The sequence below is a fragment of the Acidovorax sp. Leaf78 genome, from assembly GCF_001422735.1.
Lineage (GTDB): Bacteria > Pseudomonadota > Gammaproteobacteria > Burkholderiales > Burkholderiaceae_C > Acidovorax.
The window spans coordinates 168137-191819 of the sequence record NZ_LMLZ01000026.1; the positions used below are offsets into that span (position 1 = coordinate 168137).

Here is a 23683-nt window from a genome sequence, read left to right on the forward strand (position 1 = left end):
CTTGGCTGGCGCGCGAGGGCGGGGCGGGCGGGGCACTGCGACCTACAATCGGTTGCAACCCCCTGCTGCAACCCATGAAAATTCTGATCTCCAACGACGACGGCTACCAGGCTCCGGGCATCGTGGCATTGCACGACGCGCTCAAGACCCTTGACGGGGTCGAGGTGGAGGTGGTCGCGCCAGAGCACAACAACAGCGCCAAGTCGAATGCGCTGACGCTGCACTCGCCGCTGACCGTCACCAAGGCCTACAACGGCTTTCGGTACGTGAACGGCACGCCGGCCGACTGCGTGCACATTGCGCTCACGGGGCTGCTGGGCTACCGGCCCGACCTGGTGGTCTCCGGCATCAACAATGGCGCCAACATGGGCGACGACACCATCTACTCGGGCACCGTGGGTGCGGCGATGGAGGGCTATCTGTTCGGCGTTCCGGCCATCGCGTTCTCCCAGGTCGACAAGGGCTGGGGCGAGATCGAGGCGGCTGCGGCCAAGGCCCGCGAGATCGTGGAGCAAATGCGCGCGCAGCAGTTGGTCAATGAAACACCGTGGCTGTTGAACGTGAACATTCCCAACCTGCCCCTGGATGTGCTCAAGCCCATCAAGCTGTGCCGTCTGGGCCGCCGCCATGCGGCCGAGCGCGTCATCGTGCAGGAAAGCCCGCGGGGTGAGGCGATGTACTGGATCGGCAGCGCGGGCGCTGCCAAGGACGATGCAGAGGGCACGGACTTCCACGCCACCGTGCAAGGCCATGTGTCGATCACCCCGCTGAAGGTGGACCTGACCGACCACGACAACCTGGGTTATTGGGCGCAGACGGCGTCGCGCCTGGCGTCAGGGGCGGCCCACGCCCCGAAGGCGTGACGATGCAGCAGCGCCGCCCCGGATTCCCGGCCCGTCTGCCGGGTACAGCGGCGCCCGCGCCCGCCCGACCGGCGCCAGCTGCCCCGGCAGGCGGTCGATCGCAGGCGCCTTCGCCGTCGGGTGTGGGGCTCGACTCCGCGGCCGTGCGCGCACGCATGGTGCAAAAACTGGCCGCCGGCGGCATCACGTCGACGGCCGTGCTGCAGGCCATGGGGGCCGTGCAGCGCCACCAGTTCGTGGACAGCGCGCTGGTCAACCAGGCCTATGAAGACACCAGCCTGCCCATTGGGCTCGGCCAGACCATTTCAAAGCCCAATGTGGTGGCCCGCATGTGCGAGTTGCTGCTGGGCGCTGAGATCGCGCGCTCCGGCGGGCTGGGCCGGGTGCTGGAGGTCGGGACCGGATGCGGTTACCAGGCGGCAGTGCTCAGCCACTTGGCGCGGGAGGTCTACACCCTGGAACGGTTGCGCGGGTTGCACGACAAGGCGCGCAGCAACCTGCGGCCGTTTCGTCTGGCCAATGTCCATCTGCTCTTTGGGGACGGGATGCTGGGCTATGCCAAGGGTGCGCCGTACGCGGCCATCATCGCGGCGGCAGGCGGTGATGCCGTGCCGCAGGCGTGGTGCGAACAATTGGCGGTCGGTGGACGGCTGGTGGCACCCATGGCCGTGTCAGGCGGCCAGCAGATGTTGCTTGTGATCGACAAAACCCCGCACGGATTGAAACAAAACGTGCTGGAGCCCGTACATTTTGTCCCCCTAAAATCGGGGGTTGCCTAGAGGGCCGCAGTTTTCTTGCGCGTGTCCTCCTTGGGCCATGAGGTCAGCGATTGTCATTGCACAAACGTTGACCTCATGGCCCAGCGCATTGGGAAAGCCGGGAAAAGGTCCGGCTGCTGCTCTGCAGCCCGCTTGCGGTATTCATCTCTTGGCGCATCGTGCGCCTTGTTGCCGGGCCTTTTACCGGTTTTCGTGAGCACACGAGTGCACAACACGGTTCAAAGGGAATGCTTATGTTCGTATCGCGTGGTCTTGTGGTCGGGTTTACCGTGGCGCTGGCGGGGCTTGCCCTCACCGGTTGCGGCACCCGGCTGAACAGGGCTCCAGTGGAAGACCGGGGCACCTCGTCCCAGTCTTCTGCACCTTCAGCGGGTGCGCAGTCCGGCGTGGTGGTGGGTACACCCATCAAGCCATTGCCCGGCGCAGAAAACGCTGGCAAACCCGGCTACTACACCGTCAAGCCTGGGGATACCCTCATTCGCATCGGGCTCGAATCCGGCCAGAGCTGGAAGGACATCGCCCGCTGGAACAATCTGGAAAACGCCAACCTGATCGAAGTCGGCCAGGTGCTGCGCGTAGTGGCTCCCGGGGCTGTGTCGCAAGCGGTGGCGTCCGATACCGGCGTGGTCACGCGCCCGGTGGCCTCGTCCTCGGTGACACCCGCCACTCCTGCCAGCGGCCCCGTGCCGCCTGCCAGTGCCGCCAAGCCTGGAGCGCCAGCTGCGTCCGGCGCGGTGGTCGCCGCAGCACCTGTGCCTGCCGCGCCCAGCGCTCCAGCCGCTGCGGGTGGTGAAGATGACTTGGCCTTCATCTGGCCCGCACCGGGTTCGCTGATCGCAGGATTTGACGAGGCGCGCAACAAGGGCTACGACATCGCAGGAAAGGCGGGCGACCCCGTGCTGGCCGCGGCCGATGGTCGCGTGGTCTATGCCGGTGCCGGCCTGCGCGGCTACGGCAACCTGGTGATCCTGAAGCACAACAACACCTTCCTGACCGCCTACGCACACAACCAGACGCTGCTGGTCAAGGAAGACCAAGCCGTGCGCAAGGGCCAGAAGATCGCCGAGATGGGCAGCACCGACGCCGACCGCGTGAAGCTGCACTTCGAGATCCGCCGCCAGGGCAAGCCTGTCGACCCGTCCCGCTACCTGCCAGCGCGTTAAAACCGTGGTTACCCCACCGCCCAGCGGTATGAGCTCCGCTGTGCAGGCGGTACAGGCCGGTGAGAGCGATCTGCTGGCCGAGGAGACCGACGAGTCCGAAGACTCGGGGGGGCTGGCGGAAGACGTCGCCAGCGAACTTCGCACGATGACCGTCGCCATTGCGCAGCATGGCGCGCGGCTCGACCGGGCACTGGTGGAGCTGGTGCCCGAGTTCTCGCGCAGCTACCTGCAGCAACTGTTGTCGCAAGGCATGGTCAGCCTGCAGGGAGCGCCGGCGCTGAAGGCATCGGCCAAGGTGAAGGCAGGCGATCAGGTCGTGCTGGAGATGCGGCCCACGCTGCAGAGCCAGGCTTTCCGGCCCGAGCCGATGGACATCGACGTGGTCTACGAAGATGCCCATTTGCTGGTCGTGAACAAGCCTGCCGGCCTGGTGGTGCACCCGGCGCCAGGCAACTGGAGCGGCACCCTGCTCAACGGGTTGCTGGCGCGCGACGAAAAGGCGCTCTTGGTGCCGCGCGCAGGCATCGTTCACCGACTCGACAAGGACACCAGCGGCCTGATGGTGGTCGCCCGGGATCGCGCCACCATGGACGCCCTTGTGGCGCTGATCGCCGAGCGCCAGGTCAAGCGCCAGTATGTGGCCTTGGCGCACGGTGCCTGGAGCGGGCCGAAAACCCGCGCGGTCAACGCGCCCATCGGCCGGGACCCGCGCAACCGCTTGCGGATGGCGGTGGTGGACCTGGCGGTACACGCTGGCAAGGCAGCGCGCACGGACATCCGCTGGCTGGACGGTGCCGAGCAGGGCTGCTGGGTGCAGTGCACCTTGCACACAGGCCGCACGCACCAGATCCGCGTGCATATGGCGTCCCTGAAACACCCGCTGGTGGGGGATGTGCTGTACGGCGGCGCGCCCGTGAAGGCGATGCAGCGGCAGGCGCTGCATGCCTACCGCCTGGCGTTCGCCCACCCCGTGACGGGCGAGGCCCTGGAGTTCATGGCCCCGGTGCCCGAGGATATGCGCCAAGCCCTTGCTGCATGGGGCCTGGGCTACAATGCGCCCTGACGGGCCAGACAGGCCCCCGCCCGAAGACGGAATCCCGCCGGGCCCTTGCGTCGCGCCGGCGCCTTGCACAGTGCGCCATTGCTATTGATTGCCCCCTGCTGTTGATGTGACACCCGTCGCGACGCGTGCCACTTTTCCAGGAATCGCCAAACCATGAACACGGTGGATGCCAAACGGGTCCTCGAAACTGCGCTGATCTGCGCGCAGCAGCCTGTGCCTTTGCGCGAGCTGCGTGTGCTGTTCAACGACGCACTGGGGTCCGACACCTTGAAGCTGCTACTGCAGGATCTGCAGCTGGAGTGGACGCAGCGTGGCGTCGAACTGGTGCAGGTGGCCACAGGCTGGCGTTTTCAGAGCCGCCCGGAAATGCGCGAGTATCTGGACCGGCTGCACCCCGAAAAGCCGCCGCGCTACACCCGGGCCACGATGGAGACCCTGGCGATCATTGCGTACCGCCAGCCCGTGACGCGGGGCGATATCGAAGACATTCGGGGCGTGACGGTCAACAGCCTGATCATCAAGCAGTTGGAGGACCGGGGCTGGGTCGAGGTCATCGGCCACCGTGAGACCGTGGGGCGGCCGTCGCTGTTTGCGACCACGCGGCAGTTTCTGGACGACATGGGCCTGCAGTCGCTCGACCAGTTGCCCGTGCTGGACGACCCGTCGGGCAACGCCAATGTGCTGGAGGCCATGGCTGCAGCGGCGCAGGGAGTCATCGAGCCCGAGCCGGAAGTCCCGAGCGAGCCGGCGCCTGCAGCAGTGGTACTGGCGGACGAGGCTGCGGCTGCGGCCCCCGGGCTGGCGCAGGCCGAACCGCCGAGTTCGCCAGAGCCAGAGCCAGAGCCAGAGCCAGAGCCAGAGCCAGAGCCAGAGCCAGAGCCAGAGCCAGAGCCAGAGCCAGAGCCAGAGCCAGAGCCAGCCTCGGTGCTGGAACCAGAACCCGTGCCCCAGACGGACAATTTTTTTGACGATGTGGAGACAGGTCTCCACGATGACGATGCCGATACCCAGGGTGGTATCCAGGGAAAAACTTGATGAACGATTCGACCCCCGACAACCCGGCAGCCGAGCCGGAGGCAGAACCCGCCGCAGCGGCCAAGAAGCCTGCAGCCAAGCGCGCGCCCCGCAAGAAGGCGGCCCCTGCCGTGGTGGATGCGGATGCAACGGTGGATCCGGTGCACGTGGACGCGGCGTCCGCCGTTGTGCCACAGGCATCGGAGCAGCCCGCAGAACCGGACGTGTCTCCATCGCATCCCGGCAACGAAACCGCCCCTGTTGAAGATTCGAACGCAGCGGTGGATGTGCCTGATGCTGCCAGGGCGGCCGACGTGCCTTCGCGTGGCGACCGCCGTCCGTCCCAGGGCCAACCCCGCGGTCAGCGCCCTCCGCGCCCCGATGGCGAGGGCCGTGGCCCCAAGGGCAACCGGCCTGCACTGGCGGTGGAGGGCTATCAGTTCGAAGACGTGGTGTCGGGCCGCTTTGACGACGAGGAAACCTCTGACGAGGTCGCGCCCGCCAAGCGCGTGCTGCTGCCCCAGGTAGAAACCCCCAAGCTGCACAAGGTCTTGGCGCAGGCAGGTCTGGGCTCCCGGCTAGAGATGGAGCAACTCATCCTTGAGGGGCGCATCTCCGTCAACAACGAACCCGCCCACATCGGCCAGCGCATTCAGTACGGCGACCAGGTCAAGGTCAACGGCAAGCCGATCCGATACCGTATCGATCCCCCGCCGGCCCGCGTGATCGCGTACCACAAGCCAGTGGGTGAGGTGGTCACGCATGACGACCCGCAAAACCGGCCTACCGTATTCCGCAAGTTGCCGCGCCTGATGCAGGGCAAGTGGCAGTCCGTGGGCCGTCTGGATCTGAACACCGAGGGGTTGCTGCTGTTCACCAGCTCTGGCGAGCTGGCCAACAAGCTGATGCACCCCCGATTCGGGCTGGAGCGCGAGTACGCGGTGCGCGTGCTGGGTGCACTCAGCAACGAAGAAAAGCAAAAACTGCTGGACGGCGTGCGCCTGGACGACGGCATGGCCGCTTTTGGTTCCATCGAAGATGGCGGTGGCGAAGGTTCCAACTGCTGGTACCGCGTCACGATCTCCGAAGGGCGCAACCGCGAAGTGCGTCGCATGCTCGAAGCGGTGGGCCATGCCGTCAGCCGCCTGATTCGTATCCGCTACGGCGCCATGGTCTTGCCGCGTGGGCTCAAGCGGGGTGCCTGGCTGGAGCTCGACGACAGCGATATACGTGCGCTGGTCCGGGCTGCCGACGCCGGTGCCTCAGAGGGTGCGCCGGCGCGTGGTGATGCGTTCTCAGGTGCCAACAGCGATGCTGGCGCCCGCAATGGTGACAAACGCCAGCGTGGAGGCCGCAACGCGTCCCGCGGCAACGGCGGCCCCCGCCGCGACGGCTTTCCGAATCCTACGGGAGCATTTGGCGGACAAGCCCCTGCACGCGGACAAAAACCGCGCCGTGATGGCGGCGGCCAGGGCGGCCGCGGCAACGGCTCGGGAGGCAGCGCGCAACCCGACCCGATGAAAACCTCGGTCGGCTATATCGGCACCGACAGCCTCGCGCGCCAACGCCAGGACAAGCGCCGTCCCGGTGGCGGTGGTAGCGGCAGCAGCGGCGGTGGCCCTCGGCGCGGCGGACGTTGACACATCGATCCGGCGGCGGCCCCGGTTAGAATCGAGGGCTTTGTCCGCTGGGCAAACGAATCACAGCTAATTCATCATTCAGGAAATCAACATGGCAATCGAACGCACTCTCTCCATCATCAAGCCCGACGCAGTGGCCAAGAACGTCATCGGTCAGATCTACGCCCGCTTTGAAGCTGCTGGCCTGAAGGTTGTGGCCGCCCGCATGGTGCACCTGTCGCGCCTGGAAGCCGAACAGTTCTACGGCGTGCACAAAGAGCGTCCTTTCTTCAAGGACCTGGTGGACTTCATGATCTCCGGCCCCGTGATGATCCAGGCCCTGGAAGGCGAAAACGCCATTCTCAAGAACCGCGAACTGATGGGCGCCACCGACCCCAAGAAGGCAGAAGCCGGCACCATCCGCGCTGACTTCGCTGACAGCATCGACGCCAATGCAGTGCATGGCTCCGACGCTGCCGAAACGGCTGCTGCGGAAGTCGCTTTCTTCTTCCCTGGCCTGAACGTTTACTCGCGTTGATATGGTGATCCCCATGCCTGTTCCCGCTGCGGGATGTCTGCGCCATGGGGAGCACTGCGCCCGACCTCATGGGAGGTCGTTGCGATGACCACGAACCTGCTCGAATTCGATCTCGACGGCCTGGCCGCCTTTTGCGAGCAACTGGGGGAAAAGCGGTTTCGCGCCACCCAGCTGTTCCGCTGGATCCACCAGCGCGGCGCCAGCGAATTCGACGCCATGAGCGACCTCGCCAAGGCCTTGCGCGACAAGCTCAAAGGCTGTGCACGGGTCGAGGCGCTACCGGTCATTTCTGAACATGTGTCGTCGGACGGCACGGTGAAGTGGCTGTTCGATGTGGGTGACGGCAATGCCGTGGAGGCCGTGTTCATCCCCGAGGACGACCGTGGCACGCTGTGTATTTCATCCCAGGCGGGTTGCGCTGTGGGATGCCGCTTTTGCTCTACAGGGCACCAGGGTTTCAGCAGAAACCTGACCACCGGCGAAATCATCGCCCAGCTCTGGTTTGCTGAGCACGCGCTGCGCAAGCGCCTGAATACCGGCGAGCGGGTGATCTCCAATGTCGTGATGATGGGAATGGGCGAGCCGCTGCAGAACTACTCGGCGCTTGTGCCTGCGTTGCGCACCATGCTGGACGACCACGGCTATGGCCTGTCGCGCCGGCGTGTCACGGTGTCCACGTCCGGTGTGGTGCCCATGATGGACCGCCTGTCGCAGGATTGTCCTGTGGCCTTGGCGGTGTCGCTGCATGCACCCAACGATCCGCTGCGCGACAACCTCGTGCCGCTCAACCGCAAGTACCCCATCAAGGAGTTGCTCGAGGCTTGCAACCGCTATCTAGCGCACGCGCCCCGCGACTTCATCACTTTTGAATATTGCATGCTGGACGGGGTCAACGACCAGGTCGAGCATGCGCACCAGCTCATCGAGTTGGTCCGGCCGGCGCGAGGCGCTGGTGTACGCTGCAAGTTCAACCTGATCCCCTTCAATCCGTTTCCGGCATCAGGGCTGTTGCGTTCGCCGCAGAATCAGGTGCTGGCTTTTGCCAAAGTCTTGAGCGACGCAGGTATCGTCACGACAGTGCGCAAGACCCGCGGCGATGATATCGACGCCGCCTGTGGGCAACTGGCGGGTGATGTCAAGGACCGCACACGTGCCGCTGAACGCATGGCGAAGCAGCGCACAATCGTTCTCAAACCGGTGACTTGATCGACGGACAACGGCTTACTTCAAGGAGGCGCTACATGGTGGGATTGGTTGGACGCTGGCAGCAATGGGGCCGCTGGACACTTGTGGCGTGTGGGTCAGTCGCCTGTTTGGCGGTGCTTCAGGGCTGCGCAACCAATCCTGGCAGTGGCGCCAGCGATTCCAACGCGGGCATGGTCACGCCTTCCGACGAGCCCGAAACGCGCCGCCGCGCGCGCATCCGTCTGGAATTGGCATCCAATTATTTCGAAAATGGCCAGACAGCCGTGGCGCTGGACGAGGTGAAGCAGGCGCTTGTCTCGGACCCGAACTACGCGGATGCTTTCAATCTCCGCGGTCTGATCTACATGCGCCTGAACGATCTGGGGCAGGCCGACGACAGTTTCCGCCGTGCCTTGGCGTTGCGTGGTAACGACGCTAATTTGTTGCACAACTACGGTTGGTTGCTGTGCCAGCAGCAGAAGTATTCGGATGCGGACCAGTATTTTGTGCGTGCGCTGGCCATTCCGTCCTATCCCGCCCGGGCAAAAACTTTGATGGCGCGTGGACTTTGCCAGTCTGGCGCTGGGCAGTTTGCCGAGGCCGAACAGTCGATGCTGAAGGCTTACGAACTGGATGCCGCCAATCCCGTAGTCGGCTATCACCTGGCTGCGTTGCTCCTGCGGCGCAATGAGCTCACCCGTTCCCAGTTTTATATCCGTCGCCTGAACAACGGCCAGTTTGCGAATTCCGAATCGCTGTGGCTGGGCATCAAGGTGGAGCGCGCCCTGGGCGACACAGTGGCGATGCGGCAGTTGGTGGACCAATTGCGCAAGCGGTTCCCGGAATCCCGTGAATTGGGCGCATACGAACGCGGGGCTTTCAATGAGTGAGGTTGTGGAGGGTGGTGCCGTGACAGTGACGGCTGGGCAACTGCTGCGAGAGGCACGCGAGGCTTCAGGGCTGCACATTGCAGCTCTGGCCGTGGCGTTGAAGGTACCTGTCAACAAGCTCGAGGCGCTGGAAGCCGATAACTATGCGGCACTCCCGGACATTGTCTTCGTGCGTGCGCTGGCCTCCAGCGTGTGCCGGACGCTCAAGGTGGACCCGGGCCCCATCCTCTCGCTGCTGCCGCAGAGTCAGAGCCCACGCTTGTCTGCCGACAGCGCGGGGTTGAATGCGCCGGTCAAGCCGAGCGCCGCTAAGTCATCGTCGTCATCCGCATCGTTTTCGTCGAACTCCAACACATGGTCACGGTCCGTGTCGCTGGTGGTGCTGGTATTGCTCGTCGGGGCCGTGGCTGTGTTCTTCTTTCCGCACCAACCGGGCGGCCTCTCTCTTTTGTCATCCGGGTCTACAACGCAACCTGAACCCGGTGCAGGCGAGCCGGTGTCGGCATCACCGCCAGCCCCGCCCAATTCAGTGGTGGAGACGGTGCCGGTGAATCCAGCGGCAGCGCCGACCGATAGGTCAGCCACTGCGGCCACACCCGCCACCGTGAGGCCAGCGGCCTCGGCGCCTGAGGCAACTGTTGGCCAGGCGATGGCGCCTGCGCCTGCCGCAGCAGCCAGCGAACCGGCCAGTGCCGCGGCGGCAGCGGCTGGCACGTTGGTGTTGCGTGCGCGCAGCCAGTCGTGGGTGCAGGTCAAGGACGCCGCGGGTGCTGTGGTGCTTCAGCGCAATCTTGCCGCCGACGAGTCGGTCTCCGTGAGCGCGCCGGCGCCTTTGGCGGTGGTGGTGGGCCGTGCCGATGCGACGGAAGTCTTTGTGCGCGGCAAGCCTTTTGATTTGACGGGTGTATCGCGTGAGAACGTAGCCCGTTTCGAGGTGAAATAGTGGAAAAGCTCCCAGGTGAATTCGGACCCATTGCGGTCGCGTCTCCGTTGCCCCGGTGGTCCCGTCAAGCCAAGGTTGTGTGGGGTTCGCGGGTGGTGACCGTGGGCGGAGATGCCCCGGTCCGTGTGCAGTCCATGACCAACACGGACACGGTGGATGCGATCGGCACTGCCATCCAGGTCAAGGAACTGGCCCAGGCGGGCTCGGAATTCGTTCGCATTACCGTGAACACCCCCGAGGCCGCGGCGGCCGTGCCGTACATTCGCGAGCAGCTGGACCGCATGGGTGAGAGCGTTCCTCTGGTGGGCGACTTCCACTACAACGGCCACCGTCTTTTGACGGACTTCCCAGATTGTGCCCAGGCGTTGTCCAAGTACCGCATCAACCCCGGCAATGTCGGCAAGGGAGACAAGCGGGACAAGCAATTCGGCCAGATGATCGAAGCCGCCATGCGCTGGGACAAGGCGGTGCGCATCGGCGTGAACTGGGGGAGCCTGGACCAGGAACTGCTGGCCGACCTCATGGACACCAACAGCCGACGCGCCACTCCCTGGGAAGCGCGGCAAGTGATGTACGAGGCGCTGATCACGTCGGCCATCGAGTCGGCGCGCCGCGCTGAAGAGATGGGCCTCAATGGCGATCAGATCATTCTGTCGTGCAAGGTCAGCGGCGTGCAGGACCTGATTTCTGTGTACCGCGAACTGGCGCGCCGCTGCGACTATGCGTTGCACCTGGGTTTGACCGAAGCGGGCATGGGCACCAAGGGCACGGTGGCATCTGCTGCTGCCCTTTCGGTGCTTCTGCAAGAAGGCATCGGCGACACCATCCGTGTGTCCTTGACGCCCCAACCCGGCGAGGCACGCACCCAGGAAGTGGTCGTCGCGTCCGAAATATTGCAGGCATTGGGCCTGCGCGTGTTCGTGCCCAGCGTGACCGCATGTCCAGGCTGTGGACGCACCACCAGCACTACGTTCCAGGAGCTGGCCAAGCAGATCGACGATTTTCTGCGCGCCCAGATGCCTGTGTGGCGCGTGCGCTACCCCGGCGTCGAGGGCTTGCGGGTGGCGGTCATGGGTTGCATCGTCAATGGCCCTGGCGAAAGCAAGCATGCGGACATCGGCATCAGCCTGCCGGGCACCGGCGAGGCGCCTGCGGCCCCCGTGTTCATCGACGGCGAAAAGGCCCTGACCCTGCGTGGCGACAACATCGCCAACGAATTCCATCGAATTGTCGAGCAGTACATCGAGAAGCGTTTCGGCGCTGCGGTGGCTGCAAGCTGACAGCCCGCCTGGCGCATTCCACACGGCCCCCGTGTGGAATGCGCTGCAGTGGCACTCTTCCGTTGTGCAAGATCCAGGAAAAGAACAGTTGTGAGTAACGAAAAAATCGCCGCGCCGCCCAAGGCCGAAAAGCTGGTGGCCGTGAAAGGCATGAACGACATTCTCCCGCCCGAGTCCGCCCGGTGGGAGTGGCTGGAGGCCAAGGTCCGCGGCCTGATGGCCCGATACGCCTACCGAAACATCCGTACGCCCATCGTGGAGCCCACACCGCTTTTTGTACGGGGGCTGGGTGAGGTCACGGACATCGTCGAGAAGGAAATGTATTCGTTCGAAGACCGGCTCAATGGCGAACACCTGACGCTGCGTCCCGAAGCAACCGCCGGTGTGGTCCGTGCGGTGGCCGAGCATTCGATGCTGTACGACGGGGGCAAGCGGCTCTACTACATGGGCCCGATGTTTCGCCACGAGCGCCCGCAGCGTGGGCGCTATCGCCAGTTCCACCAGATCGGTGCCGAGGCACTCGGATTTCCGGGGGCAGAAGTCGATGCAGAACTCATCTTGCTGGCCCAGTCGCTGTGGCGTGAACTGGGCCTGCAGAACGTGCGTCTGGAACTCAACAGCTTGGGCGAGCCGGACGAGCGCAAGGCGCACCGCGCTGCGTTGATTGATTATTTTGAAAAAAATGCCGAGCTGCTGGACGAAGAGGCACGTCGGCGCCTGCACAGCAATCCCCTGCGGATTCTGGACACCAAGAACCCCGCCATGCAGAGGCTGGTAGAGGCCGCACCGCGCCTGATCGATTTCCTGGGCGAAAAGTCCCTCGCGCATTTCGATGCGGTCAAAGCCATCCTCACTGCCAACGGAGTTGCCTGGACCGTCAATCCCCGTCTTGTGCGCGGCATGGACTACTACAACCTGACCGTGTTCGAGTTCATCACGGACCAACTGGGCTCGCAAGGCACGATCTGCGGCGGCGGCCGCTACGACTATCTCATCGAGCAGATCGGTGGCAAAGCGGCACCGGCCGTCGGTTGGGCGCTGGGTGTGGAGCGTGTGCTGGAACTCCTGAAGGAGCAGGCCAGCGCGGTGCCCGCGTTGGTCCCCGATGCCTATGCAGTGATCCCCGGCGTTGCCGCATTGCCTGTGGCGGTCAGCACCATCGAGGGTCTTCGCGCTGCGGGCATCAGCGTCCAGATGCACGCCGCCCCTGCGGGAGGCGAGGGCATGGGCAGCATGAAGTCGCAATTCAAGAGGGCAGACGCCAGCGGCGCACGCTATGCACTCATTTTTGGCGAGGATGAGCTCGCCAGAGGCATGGTCGTGGTCAAGTCGCTGCGCGATGGCGCGGGCGGTGCGCAGGCCGAGCATCCCCTGGCCGCAGTCGCTCAATGGGCGTCCACCCTACAATCCAACAGCTAAACCGAACACATCCATGGCAAAACATCTCGACCTTGAAGAACAAGAACAGCTTGACCAGCTCAAGCACTTCTGGAATACCTGGGGCACTCTGATCAGCTCGGTGCTGCTGGTGGTGGCAGGCTCTCTCGCTGCTTGGCAGGGCTATCAGTACTGGCAGAACCGCCAGGCCACCCAGGCTGCAGCTTTGTTCGATGCCGTGGACGTGGCCGCTCGCGCGGGCGACCAGGCACGCCTGACCCAGGCTTTCGGCGATCTGAAGAGCAAGTACGCAGGCACTGCGCAGGCCGCTCAAGCCGGGTTGACCCTGGCCAAAACGGCAGCGGATGCAGGCAATCCAGATGCTGCCAAGGAAGCGCTGGGCTGGGTGGCGGAACATGCCAGCGACGAAGGCTTGAAGGCCATCGCCAAGCTGCGCCTGGCCAGTGTGCTGATGGATCAAAAGAACTACGACGAAGCCCTCAAGCTTGTCACTGGCAGCGTTCCTGCCGAGTTCGATGCCGTGTTCGCTGATCGGCGGGGTGACATCCTGGTTTTGCAGGGCAAGCGCGCTGAAGCGGTTGCCGAGTACACCAAGGCCTACAAGGGCCTGGAAGAGGGCGTCGAGTACCGCCGCCTGGTCGAGATCAAGCTGGGTGCATTGGGTGTTGCGCCGCAAGGCGTAGCGGTGGCTGCAGCAACCGCACCGGCAACTGCACCTGTCGAAGGGGCCAAGTAATCATGAAGCTCGTCCGTAGCAACAGCCCTGTGGGCGGCGTTTCTTTTGTGCGCAGTGTGTCTGCGGTGATGCTGTTGGCCACGCTGGCGGGTTGCTCGCTCTGGAACAGTGGCAGCTCCAAGCCTGTGCCGGCAGACCTCGGGGCCAATGTGGCTGTTCTCGGCGTGCGGCAGGCCTGGACGGCGCGCATTGGCAACGTGGGCACCCTGCCATTGGATGTGCATGTCGCTGGCAACGTTGTCACGCTGGCATCGGCGGACGGTGTGGTCGCGGCTGTAGATGCCCGCACCGGCGGTGATCTGTGGCGGGCCACGCTGGCAGAGCCTCTGTCGGCGGGCGTGGGAAGCGATGGCAAGTCTGCCGCCGTGGTCCTGCGCAGCAATGCGCTGGTTCTGCTGGAGTCCGGAAAAGAGCGGTGGCGCCAGCCGCTGGCCGCACAGGTCTTCACGCCACCGCTGGTCGCTGGCGGTCGTGTGTTCGTGATGTCCGCCGACCGGTCCGTGGCGGCCTACGATGGTGCCACGGGGCGCAAGCTCTGGAACCAGCAGCGGCCCGGCGAGGCACTGGTGCTTCGGCAGGCCGGTGTGCTGCTGGCCGTCGGCGATACCTTGGTGGTGGGTTTCTCGGGCCGCATGGTGGGTTTGAATCCTGACAACGGCAGTGTCCGCTGGGAGGCCCCGCTGGGCAGTTCGCGCGGCACCAACGATGTGGAGCGTCTGGTGGAACTGGTCGGCCGCACGAGCCGGGTTGCAGACAGCATTTGCGCCCGTGCATTCCAGGCAGCCGTCGGCTGTGTGAATGTCGCTCGCGGATCGACTACCTGGACGCAGCCGGCGAGTGGTGCCGAGGGCGTGCACGGCGACGGTGACGCGATCTTCGGTTCTGAGAGCAATGGCGCTGTCGTCGCATGGCGCCGCAGCGATGGCTCGCGGTTGTGGACGACCGACAGGCTTAAGCACCGCAAGTTGACGGCTCCTTTGTTGCTGGGGCGGTCCGTGGTGGTCGGGGATGACACCGGACTGGTGCACCTGCTGTCCCGTGCGGATGGCTCGCCCCTGAACCGCGTGACCACGGACGGCTCCGGTATTGCTGCAGCGCCTGTGGTGGCTGCTGACACCCTTGTGGTGTTGACGCGTAACGGCGGAATCTACGGATTCCGTCCTGATTGATTGATCGGTCTTATTCAATGAAGCCAGTTATCGCCCTCGTCGGGCGTCCGAATGTCGGCAAGTCGACGCTTTTCAATCGTCTGACGAAGTCCCGCGACGCCATCGTTGCAGACTTCGCCGGGCTGACGCGTGACCGGCACTACGGCAATGGCAAGCAGGGCAAGCACGAGTACATCGTCATCGATACCGGTGGTTTCGAGCCTGATGCGTCCAGCGGCATTTACCGCGAGATGGCCAAGCAGACCCAGCAGGCAGTGGCAGAAGCCGATGTGGTGGTTTTTGTGCTGGACGCCCGTGCGGGCTTGTCCGCGCAGGATCACGACATCGGGAATTACCTTCGCAGGCTCAGCAAGCCTTGCATCCTGGTCGCCAACAAGGCAGAGGGCATGCTGGAAGGCGTGCAGCTTGCCGAGTTCTACGAGCTGGGCCTTGGCTCGGTGTATCCCGTCTCTGCGGCCCACGGACAGGGGATTCGCGACCTGGTGGACAAGGCGCTTGAGCCTCTGAATCTTCCGGACCCTGATGAGGCCGATGCCGAGCAGGACAAGAGCGTTATCAAGCTGGCCGTGGCCGGGCGCCCGAATGTCGGCAAATCGACGCTGATCAACACCTGGCTGGGTGAGGAGCGCTTGGTCGCCTTCGACATGCCAGGCACGACGCGCGATGCGATTTCGGTCCCGTTCGAACGCAATGGCCAGCGGTTTGAACTGGTGGACACCGCGGGCCTCCGGCGCAAGGGCAAAGTCTTTGAAGCCATCGAGAAGTTTTCGGTGGTCAAGACGCTGCAGGCGATCGAATCCGCCAACGTGGTTCTGCTGTTGCTGGACGCCACTCAAGGCGTAACCGACCAGGACGCGCACATCGCCGGCTACATCCTTGAGAGTGGGCGCGCGGTGGTGGTGGCCGTGAACAAATGGGACGCGGTGGACGACTACCAGCGCCAGTTGCTGGAGCGTTCGATCGAAACCCGCCTTGCATTTCTGAAGTTTGCAGCGATGCACTTCATCTCTGCCAAGAAGCGGCAAGGGCTCGGTCCGCTCTGGGCGTCTGTGGCGCAGGCACACAGGGCAGCTACCTGCAAGATGTCCACGCCCGTGCTCACGCGCCTTCTGCTGGAGGCCGTGCAGTTCCAAAGCCCCAAGCGGGCCGGCATGTTCCGGCCCAAGATGCGCTATGCGCACCAGGGCGGCATGAATCCTCCGGTCATCGTGGTCCACGGCAATTCTCTGGAGCATGTGACGGATGCGTACAAGCGCTTTCTGGAAGGCCGGTTCCGCAAGGAGTTCGATCTGGTTGGCACGCCGCTGCGCATTGAAATGAAGACGTCCCACAACCCCTTTGCGGACAAGGACGACGCGTGACGCAAAAGCCGGGGGCTTGAAGGGCCATGCCTTGCGAGGCTGGCGAGGCCTCTGGCGTGTGGTAAGGTGATGGTTTACAACAACACTTCTGAACACGGAGAATATCGTGAGCAATAAAGGCCAACTTCTTCAAGACCCCTTCCTGAACGCACTGCGTCGGGAGCATGTTCCAGTTTCCATCTACTTGGTGAACGGGATCAAGCTGCAAGGGCAAATTGAATCCTTTGACCAGTATGTTGTGCTGCTGCGCAACACGGTCACTCAGATGGTGTACAAGCATGCCATCTCGACCATCGTTCCTGGTCGCGCTGTCAACTTCTCTACCGCCGACACTGCGGATGCAGACAGCGCCAGCGCTTAAGACTCTGCATCTGAACCAGCCTTCGCTTTTTGCCCGCTTATTGCCGGTAGGGCGTCTTCCTTGAGTTCGCCAACGACTTCTTCTCCAGGCGGCACTCCGGTGCTGCTGGTGGGGGTTGACTTCGGTCTTCCCCATTTCGATGGCGATCTCGAAGAGCTGGGCCTGCTGTCGCAAACGGCAGGCATGAATCCGGTCGCAAAAATCACTTGCAAACGAAAAGCGCCCGATGCGGCGCTGTTCGTAGGCAGCGGCAAAGCAGACGAGATTCGGACGCTGGCGCAGATGCACGGCGCGGTGGAGGTTCTTTTCGATCAGTCACTCAGTCCGGCGCAGCAGCGCAACCTGGAGCGCCATCTGGAGCTTCCGGTCAACGACCGTACTTTGCTGATCCTGGAAATCTTCGCCCAGCGTGCGCGCAGCCACGAGGGCAAGTTGCAGGTCGAGCTGGCCAAGCTTCACTATGTCAGCACGCGTCTGGTTCGCCGGTGGTCCCATCTGGAACGACAGACAGGAGGCATTGGTGCGCGTGGCGGCCCTGGCGAAAAGCAGATCGAACTCGATCGCCGGATGATCAGCGACGCTATCAAGCGCACTCGAGAACGGCTGGTCAAGGTCAAGCGCCAACGCTCCACCCAGCGCAGGCAGCGCGAGCGGCGCGATACCTTCAACATATCTCTGGTGGGCTATACCAACGCTGGCAAGTCGACGATTTTCAATGCGCTGGTGAAAGCCCGGGCCTATGCGGCCGACCAGCTTTTTGCGACGCTGGACACCACCACGCGGCAGCTGTATCTCGGTGATGCGGGTCGCTCGGTATCCTTGTCCGATACCGTCGGCTTTATCCGCGATTTGCCTCACGGGTTGGTAGACGCGTTCCAGGCCACGCTGCAAGAGGCCGTAGACGCCGATTTGCTGCTGCATGTGGTGGATGCCTCCAATCCTGGATTTCCGGAACAGATGGCCCAGGTGCAGAAGGTGCTTCATGAAATCGGAGCGGCGGATATTCCGCAGCTATTGGTTTTCAACAAGCTGGACGCACTTTCGCCTGAGCAACGCCCGGCGGTGCTGCAGGACCACTATGAAGTGGACGGAGCCATGCTCCCCCGCCTGTTTGTCAGTGCGCGATCCGGCGAAGGGGTGGATACGCTTCGCAGTGCCTTGGCGGCCAAGGTGATCGATGCGACACGGCAAGACATGACCCCTGATAACGCCATTGAATTGCCGGGGGCTTTGCCCTGATTGGGCACAATGCCGCATTACCAATGCCATCAGAGAACCAGAGACTTTGCGCATGACTTTTCAAAATCGCACCCTACGCTGGGCTTCGCTTCCAGAACGTATCCGGGGCATGTTCAATTTGAACGATCCCCGATGGGGGCGAGGCGATGACAACAAACCCGATGAAGGCGCACGGCCTGACGATCGCCCGTCGAATCAGCCCTCTGGCAATCGTGGCGGCGACCAGCGTCCGAGCAACGGGCAGCCGCCAGACCTCGATGAACTCTGGCGTGATCTGAATCGCAAGCTGGGTGGATTGTTCGGCGGCAAGAATGGCGGTGGACGCGGAACGGGCAGTGGCGGCGGTTCCGGAGGCGGCTTTCAGCCCGACATGAAGAATGCAGGCGTTGGTGTCGGACTGATCGTCGGCATCGCATTCGTCATCTGGATGGGTACTGGCTTCTTCATCGTTCAGGAAGGCCAGCAGGCGGTCATCACCCAGTTCGGCAAGTACAAGAGCACCGTGGGCGCCGGCTTCAATTGGCGCCTTCCATACCCCATCGAGCGCCACGAACTGGTTTTTGTGACGCAGATCCGGTCGGCGGACGTCGGGCGTGACACGGTCATCAAGAGCACCGGTCTCCGTGAGTCGGCCATGCTCACGGAAGACGAGAACATCGTTGAAATCAAGTTTGCAGTGCAGTACCGCCTGAGCGACGCACGCGCTTGGTTGTTCGAGAGCAAGAATCCGACCGACGCAGTGGTGCAAGCGGCAGAAACAGCTGTGCGCGAGGTGGTGGGCAAGATGCGCATGGATACGGCCCTGGCCGAAGAGCGTGACCAGATCGCCCCCCGGGTGCGTGCGCTCATGCAGACAATCCTGGATCGCTACAAGGTCGGTGTCGAAGTCGTGGGCATCAATCTGCAGCAGGGTGGTGTGAGACCGCCAGAGCAAGTGCAGGCGTCGTTCGATGACGTGCTCAAGGCCGGCCAGGAGCGTGAGCGCGCCAAGAACGAAGCGCAGGCTTACGCCAACGACGTGATTCCACGTGCCGTCGGCTCTGCATCGCGCTTGAACGAAGAAGCGGCTGCCTACAAGGCCCGCATCGTCGCGCAAGCACAAGGTGATGCGCAGCGGTTTTCGTCCATCCTGGCCGAGTACCAGAAGGCGCCCCAGGTCACCCGGGATCGCATGTACCTCGAGTCCATGCAGCAGATCTACGGCAACGTGACCAAGGTGCTGGTCGAGTCGCGCCAAGGCTCCAATCTGCTGTACTTGCCGCTCGACAAGATCATGCAGGGCGTTGCAAGCAATACCGGCCCTGCCGATGCGGCTGCAGCGACGAGTCCTGCTGCGCCTGCGGCAGCACCTGCTGTCCCGTCGTCCACCTTTTCGAATGATCCCCGGGCGCGCGACAGCAGTCGCACCCGCGATCGTGAATCTCGCTAGGAGCTGCTCGTGAACAGAGTCGGATTTATCGCAACCACGTTGCTGGTGGTGCTTGCCCTAATGAGCTCCATGCTTTTTGTCGTGGACCAACGCCAGTTTGGTGTGCTGTATGCGCTGGGCCAGATCAAGGAAGTCATCACCGAGCCTGGGCTCAATTTCAAGTTGCCGCCCCCATTCCAGAACGTGTCGTATATCGACAAGCGTCTTCTCACGCTCGACAGCAGCGACACCGAACCCATGCTGACAGCTGAAAAGCAGCGTGTGGTCATCGACTGGTACGTCCGCTGGCGCATTTCGGAGCCCACGGAGTACATCCGCAATGTGGGCCTGGACGAAAGCGCAGGTGCGATGCAACTCAACCGCGTGGTGCGCAATGCATTCCAGGAAGAGATCAACAAGCGGACGGTCAAGGAACTGTTGTCCCTCAAGCGCGAGGCCCTGATGGCCGACGTCAAGCGCGAAGTGCTGGAAACGGTGCGTGGTGCCAAGCCGTGGGGTGTGGATGTGGTGGATGTGCGCATCACCCGCGTCGACTATGTGGAAGCCATCACCGAATCCGTTTACCGCCGCATGGAGGCTGAGCGCAAGCGCGTTGCCAACGAACTGCGTTCCACAGGCGCCGCTGAAGGCGAAAAGATCCGCGCCGACGCGGACCGCCAGCGCGAAGTGGCCCTGGCCAATGCCTACCGTGATGCCCAGAAGATTAAGGGCGAGGGCGATGCCGAAGCGTCTCGCATCTATGCTGAGGCCTTTGGCCGCGATCCGCAGTTCGCGCAGTTCTATCGCAGCCTGGAAGCCTACAAGGCAAGCTTCAGCAAGAAGAGCGACGTGATGGTGCTGGATCCTTCTTCATCTGAGTTCTTCAAGACTTTTCGAGGCGGTACTTCCACCGCTGCACCAGCCGCCGCGCGCAAGTAGTCGTGTCTCCGACTGTGCCTGCTCGCCGCCTGCAGTGAATTCCGAGAGCCTCTGGATTGCACTGGCGCTGGTTCTCGTGATTGAAGGGGCATTGCCCTTTCTCTCGCCCCAGGGCTGGCGGCGCGCAGTCAGTCATATCGCGCAATTGCGGGACGGTCAGATCCGTTTCTTCGCCCTGCTGGTCATCCTGGCTGGTCTGGCGATGCTCTGGTTCTAAGTCCTGCCAGCGCTCTTCACTGGATGTCTTTCGGGGCCGTTCCCGGCTCCCGGTAGAATCACGGTTTTAACAGCCTCCCCTTTTCTCATGTCTGCTTGGGTCCTTCCGGATCACATTGCCGATGTCTTGCCGTCCGAAGCGCGGCACATCGAAGAATTGCGTCGCGGGTTGCTTGATACAGCCCGTTGCTACGGCTATGAGCTGGTCATGCCACCCCTGTTGGAGCACCTGGAGTCTTTGCTCACCGGCACTGGCGAGGCACTTGATCTGCAGACCTTCAAGCTGGTGGATCAGCTGTCAGGTCGTTCGATGGGTCTTCGTGCGGACACTACGCCGCAGGTGGCCCGCATAGATGCACACCTGCTCAATCGCAAGGGGATCACACGACTGTGCTATTGCGGCCCGGTTTTGCACACCCGGCCCGACCGTCCACATGCCACCCGCGAACCCCTGCAGTTTGGCGCGGAGATCTATGGGCATGCTGGGTTGGAAGCCGACCTCGAAGCCTTGCAGCTGGCGCGTGAGTGCCTTCGCGTGGCGAATGTCCTGGATACGACGATCGACTTGGCGGATGTCCGCATCGTGCGCAGTCTGCTGGCGGATGTCCCGCTCACTGCGCAACTGCTCAGCGCCATCCATGCAGCGCTCGCAGCCAAGGACACCAGCGAATTGGCGTCGTTGACCCGGGGCTTTCCACAGGATTCTCGAGAGGGGCTGTTGGCGTTGCCCCATCTTTATGGGGACCATCAGGTGCTGGATGAGGCGGAAAAAGCGCTCCACCGCTTTCCTGGCGTGCCCCAGCTGCTATCAAATTTGAAGTGGTTGGCTTCTCGCTTGGACCAGGCCTCCGTCACGTTCGACTTGGCTGATCTGCGTGGTTATGCCTATTACAGCGGCGCGCGTTTTGCCATCTACGCCCCTGGAGCGACCGATGCCCTGGTGCGTGGCGGGCGATACGACGAAGTCGGCGCCGTGTTTGGCCGCAACCGTCCTGCAGCGGGCTTCAGCCTGGACATCAAGCAGGTCGTGGGTGTGGTATCCCCCCGCGCCTTGAAGGCAGCGATCCGCGCGCCGTGGGGCGAGGCGGCCGACGTGAATGCTGCCATTGCGCAATTGCGCAGGGCAGGGGAGACGGTGGTCTGTGTCCTGCCGGGGCATGAAAGCGAAGTGGATGAATTCCACTGTGACCGGGAACTGGTGCAGATTGCGGACCGCTGGGTCGTGCAGGCTGTTTGAGCAATTGAATCATTGAAGTGGGTGAGAGATGAAAGCAACCAAAGGTCGCAACGTAGTGGTGGTCGGAACCCAGTGGGGCGACGAAGGCAAGGGCAAGCTGGTCGATTGGCTGACCGAAAGCGCGCAAGGTGTCGTTCGCTTCCAGGGGGGTCACAACGCGGGTCACACGTTGGTGATCAACGGCGTGAAGACTGCTCTACACCTGATTCCCAGCGGCATCATGCGCCCTGGCGTCAAGTGCTACATCGGCAATGGAGTCGTGCTGTCGGCGGCCAAGCTGTTCGAGGAGATCGAAGGCCTTGAGAAAGCGGGTGTTGAAGTGCGTTCGCGCCTGCGCATCAGCGAGGCATGCCCCTTGATCCTGCCTTTCCACGCTGCCATCGACGTGGCCCGGGAAGCTGCGCGTGAAGAGGGCGGTACCGAGAAGATCGGCACCACCGGCCGCGGTATCGGCCCGGCCTATGAAGACAAGATTGCACGCCGCGCCCTTCGTGTGCAGGACATGAAGTACCCCGAGCGCTTCGCAGCCAAGCTGCGCGAGTTGCTGGATCTGCACAACCACGTTCTGACAACCTATCTGCGTTCTGCTTCATTCGTCTTCGGCGACGCTTTGAAGCCCTACATCCAGGACGGCAAGGTTCAATTTGATGTCGTGTACGCCGAAGCCATGCACCACGCAGAATTGCTCAAGCCCATGATGGCGGATGTTTCGCGTGAACTCAACGAAGCCAACCAAGCGGGCGCGAACCTGCTTTTTGAAGGTGCGCAAGGCACTCTGCTGGACGTCGATCACGGAACCTACCCCTATGTCACGTCGAGCAACTGCGTGGCTGGCAATGCGGCTGCGGGCTCGGGCGTGGGGCCTGGCATGCTGCACTACATCCTTGGCATCACCAAGGCTTACTGCACGCGCGTGGGTGGGGGCCCGTTTCCTACCGAACTCGATTGGGAAACACCCGGTACGCCTGGTTATCACATGAGCACCATCGGCGCCGAGAAGGGCGTGACCACCGGCCGCAGCCGCCGTTGTGGCTGGTTTGATGCAGCGCTGCTCAAGCGCAGCGCCCAGGTCAACGGCCTGTCGGGCTTGTGCATCACCAAGCTGGATGTGCTGGATGGTTTGAACGAACTGCTGCTGTGCACTGGCTATGAGCTTGACGGCGAACGCATCGACCTTCTGCCGATGGGTGCTGAAGACATTGCCCGCTGCACGCCCATCTACGAAACCCTGCCAGGCTGGACTGAATCCACAGTGGGCGTGACCGACTATGCAAAGCTGCCTCAGAGCGCTCGCAACTATCTGGAACGCATCGAACAGGTCACAGGTGTTCCGATCGACCTGATTTCCACCAGTCCCGATCGTGATCACACGATCATGATGCGTCACCCCTACGTTGCGGGCTGAGCGCACAGCGCAAGTTGTGCGATCGTTACACCCATAGCTATATAAGCAGGAGCCATTTCCATGTTGACCGAAGACGGCAAGCACCTTTACGTAAGCTACGACGAGTACCACAGCTTGATTGAGAAGCTGGCACTCAAGGTGCACCAGTCCGGTTGGGAGTTCGACACGATCCTGTGTCTCGCGCGGGGCGGCCTGCGCCCCGGCGATATCCTCAGCCGCATTTTCGACAAGCCCTTGGCCATCATGTCCACTAGTTCTTACCGCGCTGAGGCGGGAACGGTGCAAGGTCATCTGGATATCGCACGCTTTATCACGACACCCAAGGGTGAAATCGCTGGCAAAGTGCTGTTGGTCGATGACCTCGCAGACTCGGGTCACACGCTGCATGCCGTTATCAACATGCTCAAGACCAACTACGCGCCCATCTCCGAGATGCGCAGCGCGGTGATCTGGACCAAGGGGCTGTCGACCTTCACCCCTGACTATTCCGTAGAGTTCCTTCCTACCAATCCATGGATCCATCAGCCTTTTGAAGGCTATGACAGCCTGAGTCCTGACAAGCTGCTGGAGAAGTGGCGGGTGTAGGAAGGTGGGGGAGGAGAAGAATTCAAGTTTTTTGGTTTTTTCTCAGTCGCCCTGCAAAACGGTGCTATAGTCGAGGGCTTCGCTACTGAGACGGTCTTGCAGATTGCAGGAGATGCTGAAGTTCGGAGGTTGGCGGTGATGAGGACTTCTGGTCGTTGTTGCTGCGGATCTTCTGGGTGTGTGGTGAAGAAAGTTTGGTTTTGAGTTGCAAGCGGGATAAAAACCGGTATATAATTCAAGGCTTCGCTGAACGGAGGATGTGTCGAGAGATGCAGAATTCGGAAGGTGATGA

Annotated in this window: 23 protein-coding genes; all 23 read left to right on the forward strand. The window is 62.8% G+C overall.

The features are described from left to right. Positions 1-74 precede the first annotated feature (74 nt). The 23 genes from surE to ASF16_RS25165 all read left to right on the forward strand — a co-directional run bounded on the left by surE (position 75) and on the right by ASF16_RS25165 (position 23391). A complete protein-coding gene (gene surE, locus ASF16_RS25055; protein ID WP_056173904.1) occupies positions 75-863 on the forward strand; it encodes a 5'/3'-nucleotidase SurE in 789 nt (262 codons plus the stop codon). Positions 864-865: 2 nt separating this feature from the next. Beyond that, a complete protein-coding gene (locus ASF16_RS25060; RefSeq protein WP_056173906.1) occupies positions 866-1642 on the forward strand; it encodes a protein-L-isoaspartate(D-aspartate) O-methyltransferase in 777 nt (258 codons plus the stop codon). Between the two features lie 233 nt (positions 1643-1875). Beyond that, the gene (locus ASF16_RS25065) at positions 1876-2805 is read left to right on the forward strand and encodes a peptidoglycan DD-metalloendopeptidase family protein (RefSeq protein WP_056173909.1); all 930 of its coding nucleotides are present in this window, start codon (positions 1876-1878) and stop codon (positions 2803-2805) included. Between the two features lie 28 nt (positions 2806-2833). Continuing rightward, on the forward strand, positions 2834-3868 hold the full coding sequence (locus tag ASF16_RS25070; protein ID WP_056173911.1) for an RluA family pseudouridine synthase: 1035 nt from the start codon (positions 2834-2836) through the stop codon (positions 3866-3868). Positions 3869-4021: 153 nt separating this feature from the next. Then, positions 4022-4903 carry an SMC-Scp complex subunit ScpB gene (gene scpB, locus ASF16_RS26955; protein WP_056173914.1) on the forward strand — a complete coding sequence of 294 codons (882 nt, stop codon included), beginning with the start codon at positions 4022-4024 and terminating at the stop codon, positions 4901-4903. Beyond that, a complete protein-coding gene (locus ASF16_RS25080) occupies positions 4903-6522 on the forward strand; it encodes a pseudouridine synthase (RefSeq protein WP_056173916.1) in 1620 nt (539 codons plus the stop codon). Before scpB ends, ASF16_RS25080 begins: the two co-directional genes overlap by 1 nt. A gap of 91 nt (positions 6523-6613) precedes the next feature. Then, positions 6614-7039 (forward strand): nucleoside-diphosphate kinase, encoded by a 426-nt coding sequence (gene ndk / locus ASF16_RS25085; protein ID WP_056173919.1) that lies wholly within the window; start codon positions 6614-6616, stop codon positions 7037-7039. 84 nt (positions 7040-7123) lie between these two features. Next, on the forward strand, positions 7124-8245 hold the full coding sequence (rlmN, locus tag ASF16_RS25090) for a 23S rRNA (adenine(2503)-C(2))-methyltransferase RlmN (RefSeq protein ID WP_056173924.1): 1122 nt from the start codon (positions 7124-7126) through the stop codon (positions 8243-8245). A 35-nt stretch (positions 8246-8280) separates the two neighbouring features. Beyond that, positions 8281-9114 (forward strand): type IV pilus biogenesis/stability protein PilW, encoded by an 834-nt coding sequence (pilW, locus tag ASF16_RS25095; protein ID WP_056173927.1) that lies wholly within the window; start codon positions 8281-8283, stop codon positions 9112-9114. A gap of 19 nt (positions 9115-9133) precedes the next feature. Then, the gene (locus ASF16_RS25100; protein ID WP_369817195.1) at positions 9134-10057 is read left to right on the forward strand and encodes a helix-turn-helix domain-containing protein; all 924 of its coding nucleotides are present in this window, start codon (positions 9134-9136) and stop codon (positions 10055-10057) included. Next, positions 10057-11337: a flavodoxin-dependent (E)-4-hydroxy-3-methylbut-2-enyl-diphosphate synthase gene (ispG, locus tag ASF16_RS25105; RefSeq protein ID WP_056173932.1), complete on the forward strand. Its 1281-nt coding sequence runs from the start codon at positions 10057-10059 to the stop codon at positions 11335-11337. Before ASF16_RS25100 ends, ispG begins: the two co-directional genes overlap by 1 nt. 150 nt (positions 11338-11487) lie before the next feature. Then, positions 11488-12756 carry a histidine--tRNA ligase gene (hisS, locus tag ASF16_RS25110; RefSeq protein WP_056174025.1) on the forward strand — a complete coding sequence of 423 codons (1269 nt, stop codon included), beginning with the start codon at positions 11488-11490 and terminating at the stop codon, positions 12754-12756. Positions 12757-12769: 13 nt separating this feature from the next. Next, positions 12770-13471 carry a tetratricopeptide repeat protein gene (locus ASF16_RS25115; RefSeq protein ID WP_056173935.1) on the forward strand — a complete coding sequence of 234 codons (702 nt, stop codon included), beginning with the start codon at positions 12770-12772 and terminating at the stop codon, positions 13469-13471. 68 nt (positions 13472-13539) lie between these two features. Then, entirely contained in the window at positions 13540-14640 is a 1101-nt protein-coding gene (gene bamB, locus ASF16_RS25120; RefSeq protein WP_369817197.1) for an outer membrane protein assembly factor BamB, read from the forward strand. Positions 14641-14657: 17 nt separating this feature from the next. Continuing rightward, on the forward strand, positions 14658-16001 hold the full coding sequence (gene der / locus ASF16_RS25125; protein WP_056173941.1) for a ribosome biogenesis GTPase Der: 1344 nt from the start codon (positions 14658-14660) through the stop codon (positions 15999-16001). A 106-nt stretch (positions 16002-16107) separates the two neighbouring features. After that, a complete protein-coding gene (hfq, locus tag ASF16_RS25130) occupies positions 16108-16362 on the forward strand; it encodes an RNA chaperone Hfq (protein WP_056173944.1) in 255 nt (84 codons plus the stop codon). A 60-nt stretch (positions 16363-16422) separates the two neighbouring features. After that, positions 16423-17601, forward strand: coding sequence for a GTPase HflX (hflX, locus tag ASF16_RS25135; protein WP_056173947.1), 1179 nt, complete (start codon positions 16423-16425; stop codon positions 17599-17601). Positions 17602-17653: 52 nt separating this feature from the next. Next, a complete protein-coding gene (gene hflK / locus ASF16_RS25140) occupies positions 17654-19030 on the forward strand; it encodes an FtsH protease activity modulator HflK (protein WP_056173949.1) in 1377 nt (458 codons plus the stop codon). A 9-nt stretch (positions 19031-19039) separates the two neighbouring features. After that, complete coding sequence (hflC, locus tag ASF16_RS25145) at positions 19040-19948, forward strand: protease modulator HflC (RefSeq protein WP_056173953.1); 909 nt, start codon at positions 19040-19042, stop codon at positions 19946-19948. Positions 19949-19982: 34 nt separating this feature from the next. Next, the gene (locus ASF16_RS25150; RefSeq protein WP_056173956.1) at positions 19983-20165 is read left to right on the forward strand and encodes a DUF2065 domain-containing protein; all 183 of its coding nucleotides are present in this window, start codon (positions 19983-19985) and stop codon (positions 20163-20165) included. An 87-nt stretch (positions 20166-20252) separates the two neighbouring features. Continuing rightward, positions 20253-21401, forward strand: coding sequence for an ATP phosphoribosyltransferase regulatory subunit (locus ASF16_RS25155; RefSeq protein ID WP_056173959.1), 1149 nt, complete (start codon positions 20253-20255; stop codon positions 21399-21401). Positions 21402-21429: 28 nt separating this feature from the next. Next, positions 21430-22806 (forward strand): adenylosuccinate synthase, encoded by a 1377-nt coding sequence (locus ASF16_RS25160; RefSeq protein ID WP_056173962.1) that lies wholly within the window; start codon positions 21430-21432, stop codon positions 22804-22806. A gap of 60 nt (positions 22807-22866) precedes the next feature. Further along, positions 22867-23391 (forward strand): phosphoribosyltransferase, encoded by a 525-nt coding sequence (locus ASF16_RS25165; RefSeq protein ID WP_056173965.1) that lies wholly within the window; start codon positions 22867-22869, stop codon positions 23389-23391. Positions 23392-23683 lie beyond the last annotated feature (292 nt).